Origin of the sequence: Alistipes sp. ZOR0009 (assembly GCF_000798815.1) — a bacterium.
Classification (GTDB): domain Bacteria; phylum Bacteroidota; class Bacteroidia; order Bacteroidales; family ZOR0009; genus Acetobacteroides.
Genome location: NZ_JTLD01000021.1, coordinates 24,581 through 40,515 on the forward strand (window position 1 = coordinate 24,581; position 15,935 = coordinate 40,515).

At 41.7% G+C, this 15,935-nt stretch carries 14 protein-coding genes and 1 tRNA gene; 3 read left to right on the plus strand and 12 right to left on the minus strand.

The window, feature by feature from the left end; translation table 11 throughout:
• The first annotated feature begins 733 nt into the window (after nt 1-733).
• The gene (locus L990_RS07195) at nt 734-3,079 is read left to right on the plus strand and encodes a DUF2339 domain-containing protein (protein ID WP_047447136.1); all 2,346 of its coding nucleotides are present in this window, start codon (nt 734-736) and stop codon (nt 3,077-3,079) included.
• A gap of 84 nt (nt 3,080-3,163) precedes the next feature.
• On the opposite strand, the gene L990_RS07200 is transcribed toward L990_RS07195, so the two are convergent.
• From L990_RS07200 to sppA, 3 genes are all read right to left on the minus strand, one after another.
• Nucleotides 3,164-3,973, minus strand: coding sequence for a purine-nucleoside phosphorylase (locus L990_RS07200; RefSeq protein ID WP_047446997.1), 810 nt, complete (start codon nt 3,971-3,973; stop codon nt 3,164-3,166).
• A complete protein-coding gene (lpxK, locus tag L990_RS07205; protein ID WP_047447140.1) occupies nt 3,924-5,009 on the minus strand; it encodes a tetraacyldisaccharide 4'-kinase in 1,086 nt (361 codons plus the stop codon). Before lpxK ends, L990_RS07200 begins: the two co-directional genes overlap by 50 nt.
• Before the next feature lie 178 nt (nt 5,010-5,187).
• Nucleotides 5,188-6,954, minus strand: coding sequence for a signal peptide peptidase SppA (gene sppA, locus L990_RS07210; RefSeq protein WP_047446998.1), 1,767 nt, complete (start codon nt 6,952-6,954; stop codon nt 5,188-5,190).
• Nucleotides 6,955-7,063: 109 nt separating this feature from the next.
• Here sppA and folK point away from each other — a divergent pair, with 109 nt between their 5' ends.
• Nucleotides 7,064-7,558, plus strand: coding sequence for a 2-amino-4-hydroxy-6-hydroxymethyldihydropteridine diphosphokinase (gene folK / locus L990_RS07215; RefSeq protein ID WP_047447000.1), 495 nt, complete (start codon nt 7,064-7,066; stop codon nt 7,556-7,558).
• Between the two features lie 29 nt (nt 7,559-7,587).
• Here the strand turns inward: folK and upp are convergent, their stop codons facing one another.
• The 6 genes from upp to L990_RS07245 all read right to left on the minus strand — a co-directional run bounded on the left by upp (nt 7,588) and on the right by L990_RS07245 (nt 11,446).
• Complete coding sequence (gene upp / locus L990_RS07220) at nt 7,588-8,241, minus strand: uracil phosphoribosyltransferase (RefSeq protein ID WP_047447002.1); 654 nt, start codon at nt 8,239-8,241, stop codon at nt 7,588-7,590.
• Between the two features lie 100 nt (nt 8,242-8,341).
• Nucleotides 8,342-9,046 carry a RadC family protein gene (radC, locus tag L990_RS07225; RefSeq protein WP_047447004.1) on the minus strand — a complete coding sequence of 235 codons (705 nt, stop codon included), beginning with the start codon at nt 9,044-9,046 and terminating at the stop codon, nt 8,342-8,344.
• Between the two features lie 113 nt (nt 9,047-9,159).
• Nucleotides 9,160-9,414, minus strand: coding sequence for a 30S ribosomal protein S20 (gene rpsT, locus L990_RS07230; RefSeq protein WP_047447006.1), 255 nt, complete (start codon nt 9,412-9,414; stop codon nt 9,160-9,162).
• A gap of 28 nt (nt 9,415-9,442) precedes the next feature.
• Nucleotides 9,443-9,514, minus strand: a tRNA-Glu gene (locus L990_RS07235).
• 82 nt (nt 9,515-9,596) lie between these two features.
• Nucleotides 9,597-10,076, minus strand: a complete 480-nt coding sequence (locus L990_RS07240; RefSeq protein ID WP_047447008.1) for a hypothetical protein — start codon at nt 10,074-10,076, stop codon at nt 9,597-9,599.
• A gap of 2 nt (nt 10,077-10,078) precedes the next feature.
• On the minus strand, nt 10,079-11,446 hold the full coding sequence (locus tag L990_RS07245; RefSeq protein WP_047447010.1) for a UDP-N-acetylmuramate--L-alanine ligase: 1,368 nt from the start codon (nt 11,444-11,446) through the stop codon (nt 10,079-10,081).
• 142 nt (nt 11,447-11,588) lie between these two features.
• Here L990_RS07245 and L990_RS07250 point away from each other — a divergent pair, with 142 nt between their 5' ends.
• Complete coding sequence (locus L990_RS07250) at nt 11,589-12,434, plus strand: MBL fold metallo-hydrolase (RefSeq protein ID WP_047447144.1); 846 nt, start codon at nt 11,589-11,591, stop codon at nt 12,432-12,434.
• A gap of 24 nt (nt 12,435-12,458) precedes the next feature.
• Here L990_RS07250 and L990_RS07255 read toward each other — a convergent pair whose 3' ends face one another.
• From L990_RS07255 to L990_RS07265, 3 genes are all read right to left on the minus strand, one after another.
• Complete coding sequence (locus L990_RS07255; protein ID WP_047447012.1) at nt 12,459-13,187, minus strand: class I SAM-dependent methyltransferase; 729 nt, start codon at nt 13,185-13,187, stop codon at nt 12,459-12,461.
• Nucleotides 13,188-13,490: 303 nt separating this feature from the next.
• A complete protein-coding gene (locus L990_RS07260; protein WP_047447014.1) occupies nt 13,491-14,831 on the minus strand; it encodes a glucose-6-phosphate isomerase in 1,341 nt (446 codons plus the stop codon).
• 44 nt (nt 14,832-14,875) lie between these two features.
• A complete protein-coding gene (locus L990_RS07265; RefSeq protein WP_047447016.1) occupies nt 14,876-15,895 on the minus strand; it encodes an NAD(P)H-dependent glycerol-3-phosphate dehydrogenase in 1,020 nt (339 codons plus the stop codon).
• Nucleotides 15,896-15,935: the final 40 nt, after the last annotated feature.

The window sequence follows — 15,935 nt, forward strand, 5'->3', positions numbered from 1 at the left end:
TTTGCTAATGTGCATACCTGTTTTTGGGCTATTTTGGAGCATTTGGTATAAGAAATGCTTCATCCTTTACACCGAATGCTCCATCCTAGATCTAGGATGAAGCATCTAGTATATAATTTACTTCATAATTTATACGATTTGTAGTATAGTATACATGTTTTTTTACATCTACGTTCTTGTTTCGGGCGATGGAGTTACAAACCGTAATAATTAGGGCAAACTCTGCAACGTTTTTGGTAAAAAAAAATCAATAAACGGTAAATTTATTTATAATATATGGCGATATTTTGTTTAAATATTTATTTTAAAATAAACTGAAGTAGGTTTAATTAAATGTTTGCTAATATTTAGTTGAGAATAACGCAGTCTGAAAGGCCCTTTGCCCGTTAAGCGTTGCCTTGCTAAGCTTTCGGAAATGCGCTTATTGCGGCTGCCGTATAGGATAAGTTTTTAAAACGTAAGCCGATAGCTAGGATTTCTATTTAACAGGTAGAGGAATGTTTGAAGCCGATGTAACGAGAGGCAAATCTGCCGTTGTAAGGTTGTGGTCGTAGGTTATAAGCTACCTGACGATATGCGCTATTTTAGTGGGTGTTGTGCTGCATTTTATATGTAGTTGCTTACAGTTGTTTGCACATCGTTCTTAGGTTGTTTTATAGAAGAAGAGCTAATGTTTGGGATTGTTTGGTATATTTATGCTGCTACTCATGTTGTCAAATATAACCGAACATTTATGGAAAATGAAAAGGATAGGCTGTCAATTCTGAAGTATCGGCTTGAGATTTTGGAACAGAAGCATGCCGCCTATGGGAAAGAAATTGCTGAGCTGAGGGAGGCTCTTGGCAGTGCAATGAGGCAGGAGCCTTGCGGCTCTCAGCAGAACGCGCGCGTCTCATCTGTAACAAGGGATACACCTGATTGCGTAGGCGTGGAGGCGAATGCTGTATCCTATAGGGATTCCTCTACTAAACAACGAGCCACCTCGTCTTTTCCCCGAGTTCGCATAAATATTGAGCGGTTTATAGGCGAAAATCTCATCAGTAAGTTAGGTATTGCCATTCTAATTATCGGAGTTGCCATTGGGGTAAAATATGCGTTCGATTACCAGCTTATTAGTCCCGTTGTGCGGGTTGTGCTTGGGTATCTTGTAGGAGTTGCTTTAACGGGGTTGGCTTTCTGGCTAAAAAAGAAGTATGCCGGATTTAGCGCGGTGCTGCATAGCGGTGCTATGGCCATAATGTACTTTATAACGTTTACCGCCTGTAGCTTTTACGGTATCTTTTCTCAGGAGGTGGCATTCTGCTTAATGGTTTTCTTTACGATCTTTACGGTTCTTTCGGCCATTTCATACAACTTGCAGGTGGTTGCTCTTATCGGAATGGTTGGGGCCTATGCCGTTCCGTTTTTATTGAGCGACGGTTCTGGAAATCCCGCTGTGATGTTTGGCTATATGGCGATCATAAATGCGGGGATTTTATTCCTTGCATTCAAGCGTAGCTGGAGGCTGCTTAACTATGCCTCTTTTCTGCTAACTTGGATTATTTACGGGCTCTGGTTGGGGTTTGGATACCAGTACGATCGGCATTTTATGCTTGGGTGTACTTTTGCTTCCATCTTCTTTGTAATATTCTATTTTACGTTTTTGGCCTATCGGTTTATTCAAAATGATAGGTTTGATGTTTGGTCTGTTTCCTTGCTGTTGGCAAACTCCTTCTTGTTTTATGGGTTTGGATATGCTTTGCTAGATAGTAGCAATAGGGGAGTGCTCTATCTTGGTGCGTTTACGTTGGTTAATGCGGCCATTCACTTTGTGGTGGGTGCTATTCTTTATTTCCGTAAGCTGGCAGATCGCAGCCTTTTTTACCTTGTGATGGGGTTAGTTTTGGTATTTATCACGATAGCCATTCCTGTGCAGCTTTCAGGCTCGTGGGTAACGTTGCTGTGGGCTGGCGAGGCTGCTCTTTTATTTTGGATAGGGCGTAAGCTCAAGGTCGGATACTACGAGCTGCTTTCGTATGTGCTTATGGTCATGTCTTTCCTGAGCCTCATTTTCGATTGGCAGGTTTACTTTTATGAAACAGAAGCAGCGATGGCCACGAAGCGTTTTGTACCGTTATTTAATGTGGGATTTTTATCTTCTTCGGTATACGTCGCGCTATTTGGATTTATAGGGTATGTGGCTTTTAAGAATAGAAGTGCGCTGTTGCAGGATAGGTATAGCCAGCTTGTTAAGCTGATGGGATGGGGGATTGCTGCCATCTTTTTATTAGCTGCTTACTATTCGGTTCGGCTGGAAATTGCGTTGTACTGGCAGCAGGAGTTTAATGTTCGGATGGCGTATCTGATGAAATTGCCTGTGCATTTGCATGCAACTCAATTTGGAACTGATTGCGTTGATTTTAGGATAGTCTATATCTCTCTTTATTCGATGCTATTTCTATCTCTCATTTCCATCGCCAATATGCGATGGGCAAAGAACCCTGCTTTTGCAAAGTTAAATTTGGGTGTTAGCCTGGCTGCATTACTTATATTCTTGATACATGCCCTTCTCCATATTAGCAATCTTCGCGATTCATATCAGGCACAGCAGGTGGTGTTTGCAGGAAGTGCTCCTTTGATGAATTTGGGGATTAGGTATGTTGCTTTCCTTTTTGTATTGCTACTCTTAGGTGTTTCCTACTACACTATCCGGAAAGTCCTTATAAAAGAGGAGTTTTATGGCATATTTACCATTATTGCTCATGTTACCACTTTGTGGATTGGCAGTAGCGAGCTAATTCATTGGTTGTATATTTTAGATTTTAGCAATGAGTATCGATTTGGATTGAGCATTTTATGGGGATTATACGCATTGCTGCTTATAGTCTTGGGCATTTGGCAAAAACGGAAGTATTTGCGTGTGGCCTCAATGATTTTGCTTGGCGTTACGTTGGTAAAACTCTTCTTTTACGATCTTCTACTGCTCGACTCTTTGTCTAAAACGCTTGTCTTAATTTGTTTGGGAGTTATATTGCTCGCCGTATCTTTCCTTTACAACAAATACAAAAACGTAATCTTTGAGGATGATGGGCAGTCGTGATTTTTTTAAATGTACAAGACGACTTGAACCATAATAAAAAGGGAAGCCACAATGGTGACTTCCCCTTTTATATTTGAAGAATGGCTAAAGCCTTTCTAACAATTTGGTCATAATTTGGGTCATTTTGGCTTCTGCCTTTTTTCCAACTTCCTGAACCTCTTCGTGCGAAACCTCTACAATTTTACCTGGTACGCCAAGGTCTGTGATAATCGACATCGCAAATACAGGAATATCCATATGGCGAGCAACAATAACTTCAGGAACTGTTGACATACCTACTGCATCGCCTCCAATAATGCGGAAGTATTGGTATTCCTTTGGAGTTTCAAAGGTTGGGCCAGTAGTTCCAACGTAGCATCCTCGGTGTGTCTTAATTTGGAGTTCCTTAGCAACCTCTTCAGCCTTATCCATCAAATCAAAATCGTATGGACGGCTCATATCTGGGAAGCGAGGTCCTAGCTCATTGATGTTGGCGCCAATAAGCGGGTTGGGAAGCAGGTTGATATGGTCGTTGATAATCATCAAATCCCCAATTTCAAACTCTGGGTTCATTCCACCACTCGCATTCGATACAAAAAGCGTTTTTACGCCAATGAATTTCATCACACGAACAGGGAAGGTAACCTGTTGCATATTGTATCCTTCGTAAAAGTGGAAACGCCCTTTCATGGCTACCACATTTTTGCCTCCAAGTTTTCCAAAGATAAGCTTGCCAGAGTGTCCCTCTACTGTAGATATGGGGAAATTTGGAATTTCTGTGTACTCGAGCTCTCTTTCTACTTCGATTTTGGTTGCAAGTCCACCAAGACCTGTTCCTAAAATAATGCCAATCTCAGGCTCGTTCTCAATGCGTTCTTTTATAAAATCCGCGGTTGCCTGTATTTTCTCTAACATACTTAACTATTTTGTTGAGTAAAACGGTATCGGAATCCTCCGACAATTTTGCTTTAATCGGCACAAAATACAAATAATTCTTGACATCTTCAGGCAGATTTAGCGAAGCGAGGCGTTTTGCATCTTTTTCGGTGGTAATAATGTTGGCTGCTTTGCCCAACTTATTGAAAAGTTCTGCTATTTGGGATATGTCTTTAGTCGTAAAGTTATGGTGGTCGGGGAACGCTAGCGGTGTAACGTTTTTATACCGCGACTCAAGATGGGAAATGAAGGGTGTTGGCTCTGCAATTCCGGTTAGTGCAATCGTATTTGGGGTAGCACTAAAAGTTTGAGCATCTTTAAACAGTGGTGTTGGCTTGTCGTATTCTGTTGAGGAGAATAGCAGCGTTTGATAGGGGTATAGGTTTAACTTTTTTGAAAGTAACCTTCTGTCTAGTGGTTTCATGCAGGAAGGGCACTTGGTGACGATTATTACGTTGGCCCTTTTTATCTGGCTGCTGGTGTCTCTTAGGTTTCCTATTGGGAGCATGGAGTCTTCCCATATTGGGCGATTGTAATCTATCAGCAATATGTTGAAGCCAGCAGTAACCTTACGGTGCTGAAAGGCGTCGTCTAGCAGTATGATTTCTGTGTCAGGATGTGTAAAGGTAAGCTGATCTATTCCATCTTTTCTATTCGCATTTACAGCGACTTTTATTTGAGGGAATTTGTGCTTTATCTGTAAAGGTTCATCGCCTGCTTCTGCAGAGGTGTCGTCTACGGTAACCTCTTTGTATCCTTTGCTGCTACGTTTATAGCCTCTCGAAAGAACTGCAAGACGATACTTGTCTGCCAGTAGGCCAATTAGAAGTTCTATATGTGGTGTTTTACCTGTACCACCAACGGTGAGGTTTCCGACACAGATTGTGGGTGTTTTGGGGTGATAGGTGCTGAATATTCCTGTATCGTATAAAGCATTTCTTAGGGCGACTACTAAATAGTAGATACCAGCTACTGGGCTAAGTAATATTTTCCCAAATCCTTTATTCCTTTCCACGGTTCGGTTTTTTTCGAAAGTAGGCAATTTAACTTAAAAAAGTTACTTTTTTTTGGACCATTCCTAGGAAAGAAAAAAGTTCCCTCCCTTTTTGAGGGAAGGAACTTTTATAATCAGATGTTTGTGACTTTCTATGTTTGGTTTTTCAGGTTGGTTAAAAAAAGCAATTTCTTGGAAGTTATCGTATCTCTAACCAAAATGGGAGGCGTGCCTGTACGCCTTGGTTTTTGATGAAGCTGCGAATTTCGTTGTAACTTTTAATCGATTCTTCAAATTGTCCTCTTGCAAACATGGTGCTGATTGATTCTCCTGTAAACTCGGCCATAATTTGCGAGAAGGTGCTTTTTTGTTCAGGAAGATCAACTGTTTTGTATTCTTTCAGCTTTGCAAGTTTCGCGGCTTCTGCTATTGCGTCGGTTAAACCTCCTAGCTTATCTACAAGTTTTAATTTTTGAGCCATTACTCCGCTCCAAACTCGGCCTTGACCAATGCTGTCGATGTAGCTTACAGGTAAACGGCGGCCGGCAGATACGTGACCTGTAAAGGTTCCGTAGATGCGCTCAATCTCCTTCTGAATGGCCGCAGTTTCGTCGTTGTTAAGCATTCTGAAAGGTTGTCCCATATCAGCATGGCTATTGGTTTTGGCAACATCAACGGTGATGCCGAGCTTGTCTTTTAATCCTTTTTCTGCATTAAAGAGCACGCCAAATACACCAATAGAGCCAGTTAAGGTAGTTGGTTGCGCATATATAACGTTGGCTGGAGCGGTGATGTAGTATCCTCCTGATGCGGCAAGGTCGCCCATTGAAACAACTACTGGCTTTGCTTTGCGGGCTAGCTCCATTTCTCTCCAAATTATTTCGGATGCAAGGGCGCTACCTCCAGGAGAGTTGACCCGAAGTACAATCGCCTTGATGTTTTCATCCTTGCGAGCTTCTCTGATGGTGGCGCTAATCTCTTTTTCCGAAAGATTTTTCGAGTCAGATCCCATTACAACTTCCCCATTTGCGTAAATTACGGCAATCTTCTCCTTCGAATATTTTTGGTCTTCGGGGATAACTTGGTCGTACTTTGCAAGTGAAATTGCTTCTGGATCTTTATCTTTTTCAACCTTTGCAAAAGAAGCTAATTTTGCTATCACCTGATCTTTGTAAAGAAGCTCATCAACTAGTTTTGCGTTAACTGCTGATTTCCCGTCGGGGGCGCTAAGGTTGTTTGCTATGTTATTTAATTCTTCAGCAGAAACATTACGGCTTTTGCTTATTTCGGCAGTCATTTCGTTCCATATTGAGCCTAGCAACGCGTCCATTTGCTCGCGATTTGCGGGGCTCATCTTGTCGAGCATAAATGGTTCTACTGCGCTTTTAAACTTGCCGTGGCGAATTATTTGTGCTTGTACGCCCAACTTGTCTAAGGTTCCCTTGTAGAACATGACTTGGGCTTTTAGGCCAAGTAGCTCTAGGTTGCCTTCGGGGTTCATGTATATTTTGTCGGCAGCGGAGGCTAGGTAGTAGGCAATTTGCGTATAGGTGTCGCTAAAAGCAACGACAAACTTGCCCGATTTTTTAAAATCGACTATAGCATTGCGAATTTCCTGAACGGTTGCAAATCCAGGAGCGTTTACCGTCGTTAAATCCATGTATACTCCCGCTATATTTGGGTCGGTCTTCGCCTTTTTGAGGTTGGATACAATTGAGTTTAAACCAAGCGGCTTATTGCTCTTCATGCTTCCAAAGTCAAAGTTGTCAAAAGGGTTGGTTGGGGTTCTTTCGAAGATTGGTTGGTCTAACTCTATTTTTAGAATGGTTTTTGGTGCGATCTCAACTTTTTCTTCTGAGCTCGATGCTATTATCCCAATGAGGCTAAAGCCAAGGAGAATTAGGAGAAGAAACGAGATAAGAACTCCCAAACAGGAGCCCAAAAAAGCTCTGAAAAATTCTTTCATTGCGCTTATCTTTTTAGTTGTTTAATTTTGACTTCAATTTAGCTAATAAAATTCAGTGCTAAATTACTTGGCAGAACTTTTTTTTCAAAATAACGAGAATTATTATTTTATGAAACTATTCCTGCTTATTGGCGGAAATCAAGGAGATAGGTCGTTTTTGCTGCGCGAGGCTAAACGGTTGATAAATAGTCTTATTGGTGTGGTAGTGTCGGAGTCGAAAGTTTATGAAACAGCGCCATGGGGTTTTGATGCAGAACAAGGTTTTCTGAATCAAGCATTAGGTGTCGAGTCCAAGTTGGATCTGAAGACAGCAATCTTAGCATGCCATGAGGTGGAAAATATGCTAGGAAGGATTCGGAATGCCGAGCATCAGTATGCGTCTCGTACGATGGATGTCGACATTATTTTTGCTGATGATCTAATAGTTGACGAGCCTGATTTGATTGTGCCTCATCCTAGAATGCAGGATCGAAGATTTGTACTGATTCCCTTGAATGACATAGCCTCGGAGTATGTTCATCCATGCCTTAAAAAAACGGTGCAAGAGCTGCTTTTTGAATGTTCCGATACTGGCGATGTTCAGGTTTATTCAGACGAAAAGTGAAATAGCCAGCGAAAGTGCTGGCTATTATGCTATTTTAGTTTCTTCCCATAGGCAAGATCACCTGCGTCGCCTAACCCTGGAGATATGTACTTCTTAGGAGTTAGCACAGGGTCAATTGCTCCTGACCAGAAGGTTACATTTTCAAAATTTGTATTGGCAACCGTGTAGTCAATACCTTCCTGGCTTGCAATTACCGATACGATGTGAACATGTGATGGCGTTCCTCGTTCTAGCAAAGCCTTAATTGCAAGAACCATTGATGCTCCAGTGGCAAGCATTGGATCTACCAATATTAAATCCTTGTTGTCAATTACAGGGCAGGAGAGGTTGTCGAATTGGATGCGGAAGGAGCCGTCTTCGTTGTATGCGCGGGATGCAGAAATGAATGCGCTGTCAGCTTTGTCGAAAAAATTTAAAAGTCCTTGATGGAGAGGAAGACCAGCTCTGAGTATAGAAGCGATAACAGGAGGGGAAGAAGGAACGGTTACTTGGGCAACGCCGAGAGGCGTTTGAACTTCAGTTTCTATTGATGGCATTGTTTTGCTGATCTCGTAAGCAAATATTTCGCCAATCCGTTCTAAGTTTCTTCTAAATCTAAGGCTGTCGTTTTGGATGTTGACATCCCTTAACTCTGCTATAAACTGGTTTAGTAGAGAACTCTGCTCTGCTAGGTTGATGACCATACTATGTATTGTTGTAAAAAATCTGTCAAAGGTATTAATTTATTTGTTAAGTCGTTTCGCAAGTTATGGCAGATTAAGAAGGATGCATCTATTAAAAAGGTTAAAGAAGGCCCTCGTCTGTAAAACTGAAGCATTCTCCTTCCGTAATAATGATATGATCAAGCAGGTGAATGTCAAAGATGGCAGCAGCGTCCTTTATTTTGCGGGTGATGTTCTTGTCTGCATCAGAGGGGAGTTTGTTGCCCGAAGGGTGGTTGTGAACGGCGATAATGCCGCTCGCTAGCGAGTCTAACGCATATTTCATAATTATTCGAATGTCCGTAATGGTTCCGCTTACGCCTCCTTGCGAAATTTTATGCTTCTCGATGATTTTGTTCGATCGGTTTAGAAGGAGTATCCAGAATTCTTCATTGGGGATGTCTGCGAGTCGCGGCTGGAAGAGGTCGACAACGTCCGAACTTGACGAGATTTGCTTTCTGTTGACTGGCTCTGCTACGGCTCTACGTCTTCCCAACTCAAGCGCAGAAGCAATCGTTATGGCTCGGGCTTGGCCGATTCCTTTTACTTTGCATAAATCTTTTATTGATTGGCGTCCGAGCTCAGATAGGCTGTTGTTGCAGGAGTGTAGTATCCGTTTGGCCACTTCGACGGCAGATTCATTTTTGGTTCCCGATCCGATTAGTATGGCTAGTATTTCTGCATCTCCAAGGGCTCCGATTCCTTTGGTTAGCATTTTTTCTCGTGGTCTATCCTCTACCGACCACTCTTTTATGCTAAGCTTTTTTGAGAGATAGTTGTCCGGCATTTGCTAGTTGTTGGTTAGGTAAATATAGCAAAAGACAGACAATGTGCGGTTGTTCAAAACAAATTAGGCCGTACTTTTTGAGTACGACCTGTAAAAAATATCTTAAGTTAAGATTATGCTAACTTATTAACGTGAAGTTGAATGCTGCTCTTAAGGTTGGCAGCCTTATTCTTGTGAATCACGTTGATTTTAGCGAGCTTATCAAGCATTGCACTTACCTTTGGAAGTAGAGCAACTGCTGCTTCTTTGTCGGTTGTGTTTCTTAGTGCCTTTAGGGCATTACGAGTCGTCTTAGCATAGTATCTGTTGTGCAATCTTCTTGCAATGCTTTGACGGTTTCTTTTTTCTGCTGATTTATGATTTGCCATTGTACAAAACTTGCTATTTAACGTTTAGTAGTCCATAGGGGAATCGAACCCCTGTTACAAGAATGAAAATCTTGCGTCCTAACCCCTAGACGAATGGACCTTTATTTGTGCAATTCTTATGTTGACATTGCGGGTGCAAAGGTAAGCCAAAATTTTATATCTGCAAGCGTTATTCGAAAAAATTAGAACGTATATCGAGCAAATATTCCTAGGTGCACGTTTAACTTAGTTTCGTCTGCAAGGTTGATGCAAGGTCCTAGCTCTGCACCTATGTTGAGAGGTATTTCTGGGAATTTATATTCAACGCCACCTACTCCGTTGACCCCCAGTGCAATGTTGTTGTCGTGGTTGGAGTCGTTCCATAATGAGTTGTGTCCGCTGATGAAGATGAGGTGTCCTCCTCCTCCTACAAACCAATTTAAATGAGGAACTTCTTTTATGGGGAAAAAATATTGGTAAGAACCCGTAAAACCTAAGGTGTTATTGCCAAAGGTAAACCCTGCTTCAATGGCGTTTTCCCTGCTAACAAAAAGCTTATAGGTGATTCCGCTATATGTTCCAAATTTGATACCAATAGCATTCCCATATTCTTGAGCCTTTGCGCTGCCGCCAGTGGAGCATACTCCTAAAAATATGGCTACTGCAATAAAAAAATGTCTCATTTTTATTTGATGTTTTGTTCTACGAGTTCTTGTGCAAAAGATTTTAAATCTACACCAGAGAAGTTTCCTGATGTCATAATTAGCAGGTTGCTGTTGGTGTACTGTATTTTTTTTAGTTCAGAGATGAGCTGCTCGCTGCTGGTGAAAACTTCCACATTTCCTCCGAAGGCTGCTTTTACCTCCTCTTTGTTGATTTCAGGAAGCCGTTTGTGCTTAATTGTTTCAGGGTTGAAGTAGACATACGCAACATCAGACTTGCTCATCGTTCCTCGATATTCTGATAGAAAATCCTTATTAAGGCTGCTGAATGTGTGTAGTTCCATGCAGGCTATTAACTTCCTATTGGGGAATTGTTCTTTTACAGCTTGGGTTGTTGCCTTAAGTTTTGACGGAGAGTGGGCAAAGTCTAGATATATGTTGGTGTCTGACTTTGAAGCAAGTAGCTGTAGGCGTTTAGCTGCGCCAGCGAAGGTTGCTATTGCCTCATAGAAGAGGTCGCTACTTATGCCTATGGCGGTGCAAATGGCCTTTGCTCCTGCGATGTTTTGAAGGTTGTGCTCTCCAAAAATTTTGAGAGGAACATCTGCACTTTCTGTTGTTAGAATGCAAACTCCATTTACAACCTTGTATGGATGCGTGTTGTATGCCTGCTTGCTAATTGAGGTCTTTGTTTCGTTTGCAATTTTTGAGAGGTGCTCGTCTTGAGCGAAGTATATGAACGTTCCGTTCTCTTCAACTAAATCGGCAAAGATTTTGAACTGTTCAACGTAAATGTCAAATGTTGGAAATACGTTGATGTGGTCCCACGCAATTCCGGTGACAAGCGCAATGTTGGGGTTGTAAAGATGAAACTTAGGTCGTAAGTCTATTGGAGAGGTGAGGTATTCGTCTCCCTCAAATACGGCATATTTTGCATCGTCAGAGAGGCTGACCATTGTCTCAAATCCATCCAATTGAGCGCCTACCATGTAGTCGAATTTGATATTAGCGTGTTTTAAAACGTGCATAACCATTGCCGTTGTGCTCGTTTTGCCATGACTCCCACCTATAACAATACGACATTTGTTTTTAGTTTGCTCGTAAAGGTATTCAGGATACGAGTATATCTTGAGCCCAAGCTCTTTTGCTCTAATTAATTCTGGGTTATCTTCTCGGGCATGCATTCCAAGGATAACCGCATCTAAATTTTGGGTGATTTTTTCAGGATTCCATCCCATTTCGGAGGGGAGTAGCCCTTTTTTGTCCAAGCGTGTGCGAGAGGGTTCAAAAATTTCATCGTCCGATCCTGTTACTTGATATCCTTTTTGATGTAGCGTAAGTGCTAAGTTATGCATTGCGCTGCCTCCAATTGCTATAAAGTGAACTCTCATAGTTACAATGGCTTCTTGGTTGGTAATGTGTGTTTTTCTAGAAAACAAAGATAGGAGAATGTGGTGACGATGCGATGAGATAGGCAACTTTTATTGTGCTGGCTCGTTTATATGCTAACTTTGAATCTTAAAAATGAACGTAATGAAACTGTCGTCAGTTAATATAACCAATTTTAAAATTGATGGAGGAGCAATGTTTGGTGTTGTGCCAAAGGTGCTTTGGCAGCGAACTTATCCTGCAGATGAAAGTAACCTTTGCTCTTGGGCCTTGCGGAGCTTGGTTGTTGAAGATGGAGATCGTGTTGTCCTCGTTGACAATGGATTTGGGGATAAGCAGGATGCCAAATTTTTAAGCCATTTTTATTTGTTTGGAGGAGATGGTCTTTTGGATGGCTTGGCAAAGCACGGCTATGCCCCCGAGGATATAACTGATATTGTCATTACCCACATGCATTACGATCATTGTGGTGGAGGACTTAAGTTTAATGCAGAAACAGGGGGCATAGAAGCCGTTTTTCCTAATGCAACGATTCATATCTCACGCTCGCATTGGAACTGGGCTGTAAATCCCAATGCACGGGAGGCCGACTCATTTTTGCCCGAAAATATACTCCCTATGTTGGAGTTAGGTTTAGTGAATTTTATTGAAGAAGGTGGAATGTTAACGTCTAATGTCGAGCTTCGAATCTTTGATGGGCACACACGAGGTCAGATAATCCCAATAATTCATCATCCAAAGGGAAAACTTGTGTTTGTTGCTGACTTATTTCCTTCAACAGCGCATATTCCTTTGCCATACATAATGAGCTATGACGTAGAACCAATGGTAACATTAAAGGAAAAGGAGGTTTTTTTAACTGAGTCGACAAATTTGGGGTACACCTTTTTCTTTCAGCACGATTTTTATACAGAGTGCTGCACTCTCAAGCATACACCGAAAGGAGTTAGGGCTGATCGCCTATTTGCGTTGTCCGAATTTTTAAAATAAAAGGGTGCTTTTAGGCACCCTTTTTTATTTGGCTACAAATATAAACGAGTAACTGTCGGAGAGTAGAGTATCGCCGTTGAATGCTCCATACAGGTCTACATCATAAAAACCTGCATTTTCTAAGAAAAATAGCGCTTCTTCAGGAAGCAATGGGTATAGCGTCTCCCTATTCTCAAGTATTTTTCCAGAACTTTTGATGTAAGTTCTAGTTTTAAAGTATAAAGGTTCTCCTGGTCCTGTAAACTGGTAGCTTCTTTCGAAGCTAATAAACTCATTGTCTATAGTTGGTAGGCCCGTAACCATCTTGTCAAAGATGCGACGGTAGTTGATGATCTGTCCTATGAACTTTCCATCAGGCTTAAGAAGCGACCTTACCGACGAGAATAGATTCTCGATTGCTTCTGGGCTTCCTAAGTGAACGATTGAGTTGCCAAAGGAGTAGATAGAGTCGAAGCTGCCTGCTTTGAAGCTGCGTTGAATCTTATTCATGTCCTCGACTAAAAAGGTGGTTTTCCCGTTCCCTTTTCCTTTTTGGTGAGCAATTTCGATCATTTTTTCATCAATGTCGATACCTACAGTGTTGAACCCTTCTTCAGCAAGTGCAACGGCAAGGCTTCCCGTACCACAGCCTAAGTCTAGTAAAACGGGATTCTCTTCTGGTGACAGTCTGCTGGTAATAAATTCAATTTGCAGCGGATTTAATGGGAATATGTAGTCGTAATAATCCGCAATGCTTGCATAGGAGTCACTCATAGTTTTAAGTTTAAAATTTTGGTCATTGGTAGCAGTAATTAACCATCAACAAGTTAGCGTAAAACTTAAAAAATCGCAAATAAACTGGCAGATTTTTTTAATATGCTATCTCTCAAACCTATACGATTTAAATAATTGAACGGATTAACCTCCACATTCAAAAAATCACACAAAATTATCTTTTAAATGCATATAAAAAAGGTAAGCGTTGTGCTCGAAGGATAAAATGCTTTAATCGAAAGTGTTAAATCTGGTGTTTTTATGAAAAAACGAGAAGTTTTTACGCTTCTCGTTAAATTATTTTTAAAGTCTTGCTCTTAACTTTTTGCCTTCTTCTTCAAATCCGGGCTTATCGAGGAGGGCAAACATGTTGGCTTTGTAGGCCTCTACGCCTGGCTGATCGAATGGGTTAACATTTAAGATTTGACCGCTGATGCCACAGGCCTTCTCGAAGAAGTAGATGAGACCTCCGAGCGTTAGCTCGTTTAATCTTTCAATATCCAATCGAATGGCAGGTACTCCTCCATCTTGGTGAGCAATAATGGTTCCTAGCTCTGCCATCTTGTTGACATAGTCTATGTTCTTATTGGCAAGGAAGTTTAACTTGTCTAGGTTGTCCTTATCTTCGGGAACCAGTAGAGTTCTGTTTACACTTTCAACCGCAAGGAAGGTTTCAAAAAGGATGCGTTCTCCTTCTTGGATGTATTGTCCCATAGAGTGCAGGTCGGTAGAAAAATCGGCTGCAGCAGGAAGTAGCCCTTTGTTTTCCTTCCCTTCGCTTTCGCCGTACAGCTGCTTCCACCACTCCCCAAAGTAGTGAAGTTTTGGGTTGAAGTTCACCAGCATTTCAACTTTCTTGCCTTTGTTGTAAAGAGCATTTCTTGCGGCGGCATACTGCTCAGCCGGATTTTGATCAAATGAAACCTCCGGTTTACACTGCTCGGCCATGGCCTTTGCTCCTTCTACCAGCTGGGCGATGTCAAAGCCCGCAATCGCAATAGGAAGTAGTCCAACTGGTGTGAGAACGGAAAAACGTCCTCCAACGTTGTCTGGAATTACGAATGTTTTGTAGCCCTCTGCATTTGCGAGCTGACGAAGCGCTCCTTTTGATTCATCGGTAATTGCGACGATCCTGCGCTTTGCCTCGTCTTTACCGTATTTCTCTTCTATGTGATTTTTGATAAGACGGAAGGCGATAGCAGGTTCTGTTGTTGTTCCCGATTTAGAGATGACAACGCAAGCTGCTGATTTTGTTTTTATGTAGTCAAGCAGCTCGGCATGGTAGTCTTCTCCAATGTTCTGACCTGCAAAAATTACATGGGGGTGCTTACCTTGGATGTAAGGCGCAAAGCTGTTGGACAACGCTTCTATTACGGATTTAGCACCAAGGTATGAGCCTCCAATTCCTATTACCACAACAACATCAACGTTGGAGGAAATCGAAGATGCCGTACTTTTGATGTCTGCAATTTGTTCGCTGGTGATTTCGTAGGGAAGAGTTACCCATCCCAAAAAATCACTTCCTTTACTGGTGCCATCGTGCAATTGTTTGTTGCTCTGCTTTGCAAGTTGGCTCAATCCTTCAACCTCTTGAGCCGTAGCGAAAGGCGCCACTTTGCTTAGGTTTACCTTGACTTTTACCATTTTAAATCATTTTTTGTTTAAAAGTACCACTTAAACTTTGTATTCTAACGTAGCTTTTCTATGAGCTGCTTCATTGCATATTTGGGGTTGATGTTGAGGTATAGGATGTTGTACACTGTTTCTGCAATTGGCATCTCCACTTTGTATTTTTTGTTGATGGAGTTTATGCAGTTTGATGCGTAAAATCCTTCTGCAACCATGTTCATTTCTGCCATTGTTGCTTTAACCGTATAGCCTTTGCCAATCATACTTCCGAAGGTTCTGTTTCGGCTGAAGCTTGAGTAGCACGTTACAAGAAGATCACCTAAGTAGGCTGATGAGTCTACATTCCGCTTGCAGGGATAGGTAGAGTCGAGGAAGCGTTTCATTTCGCATTGTGCGTTTGATACAAGTACGGCCTGAAAGTTGTCTCCGTAGCCTAATCCGTGGCAAATGCCAGATGCTATCGCATAGATATTCTTTAAAACGGCAGCGTATTCAACACCATAAATGTCGGTAGTTGTAGTTGTTTTAATGAAATGGCATTCAAACTTTTCGGCAAGAAGCTGCGCGTTGTGCTTGCTTTTGCAGGCTAAAGTAAGGTATGATAGCCTCTCCAAAGCAACTTCTTCGGCATGGCAAGGGCCTGTGACAACTCCTATATTATCGAATGGAATTTCATATTTCTGGTTAAAAAATTCGGCAATGGTTAGAAAGTCATTTGGAATAATCCCTTTTACAGCAGAGATGATAAACTTCTCTTTTATAGAAACCGAGATGTTGTTTAGGCTGTCAACTAAGAATGCTGAAGGGATTGCCACAATAAGTACGTCTGCCTCTTCAATGACTTTGTTGATGTCGTTGGAGAGCCTTATTTTATCTGTGTTTATTTCGGCTGAGCTAATGTACTTAGGATTATGCCCATATTGAAGTATGTGGCTGATCGTATCTTCATTTCTAACAAACCAACCCAGCGAATCGAGGTTGTAGGTCAGTATTTTTACAATTGCCGTAGCCCAACTTCCGCTGCCAAGAACGGCAATTCGAGAGTTTGGGTTTAAGGATATGTTGCTTTTACGTTGCATGCTAGGTAGTTGTTAGTTATGCTTGCGGGGATGTCCAAAA

Excerpts from the sequence above, each read along its gene's own strand:
- L990_RS07195 (WP_047447136.1), top strand. The coding sequence starts at position 734 with ATGGAAAATGAAAAGGATAGGCTGTCAATTCTGAAGTATCGGCTTGAG.
- L990_RS07200 (WP_047446997.1), bottom strand. The coding sequence starts at position 3,973 with ATGTTAGAGAAAATACAGGCAACCGCGGATTTTATAAAAGAACGCATT.
- sppA (WP_047446998.1), bottom strand. The coding sequence starts at position 6,954 with ATGAAAGAATTTTTCAGAGCTTTTTTGGGCTCCTGTTTGGGAGTTCTT.
- folK (WP_047447000.1), top strand. The coding sequence starts at position 7,064 with ATGAAACTATTCCTGCTTATTGGCGGAAATCAAGGAGATAGGTCGTTT.
- upp (WP_047447002.1), bottom strand. The coding sequence starts at position 8,241 with ATGGTCATCAACCTAGCAGAGCAGAGTTCTCTACTAAACCAGTTTATA.
- radC (WP_047447004.1), bottom strand. The coding sequence starts at position 9,046 with ATGCCGGACAACTATCTCTCAAAAAAGCTTAGCATAAAAGAGTGGTCG.
- rpsT (WP_047447006.1), bottom strand. The coding sequence starts at position 9,414 with ATGGCAAATCATAAATCAGCAGAAAAAAGAAACCGTCAAAGCATTGCA.
- L990_RS07240 (WP_047447008.1), bottom strand. The coding sequence starts at position 10,076 with ATGAGACATTTTTTTATTGCAGTAGCCATATTTTTAGGAGTATGCTCC.
- L990_RS07245 (WP_047447010.1), bottom strand. The coding sequence starts at position 11,446 with ATGAGAGTTCACTTTATAGCAATTGGAGGCAGCGCAATGCATAACTTA.
- L990_RS07250 (WP_047447144.1), top strand. The coding sequence starts at position 11,589 with ATGAAACTGTCGTCAGTTAATATAACCAATTTTAAAATTGATGGAGGA.
- L990_RS07255 (WP_047447012.1), bottom strand. The coding sequence starts at position 13,187 with ATGAGTGACTCCTATGCAAGCATTGCGGATTATTACGACTACATATTC.
- L990_RS07260 (WP_047447014.1), bottom strand. The coding sequence starts at position 14,831 with ATGGTAAAAGTCAAGGTAAACCTAAGCAAAGTGGCGCCTTTCGCTACG.
- L990_RS07265 (WP_047447016.1), bottom strand. The coding sequence starts at position 15,895 with ATGCAACGTAAAAGCAACATATCCTTAAACCCAAACTCTCGAATTGCC.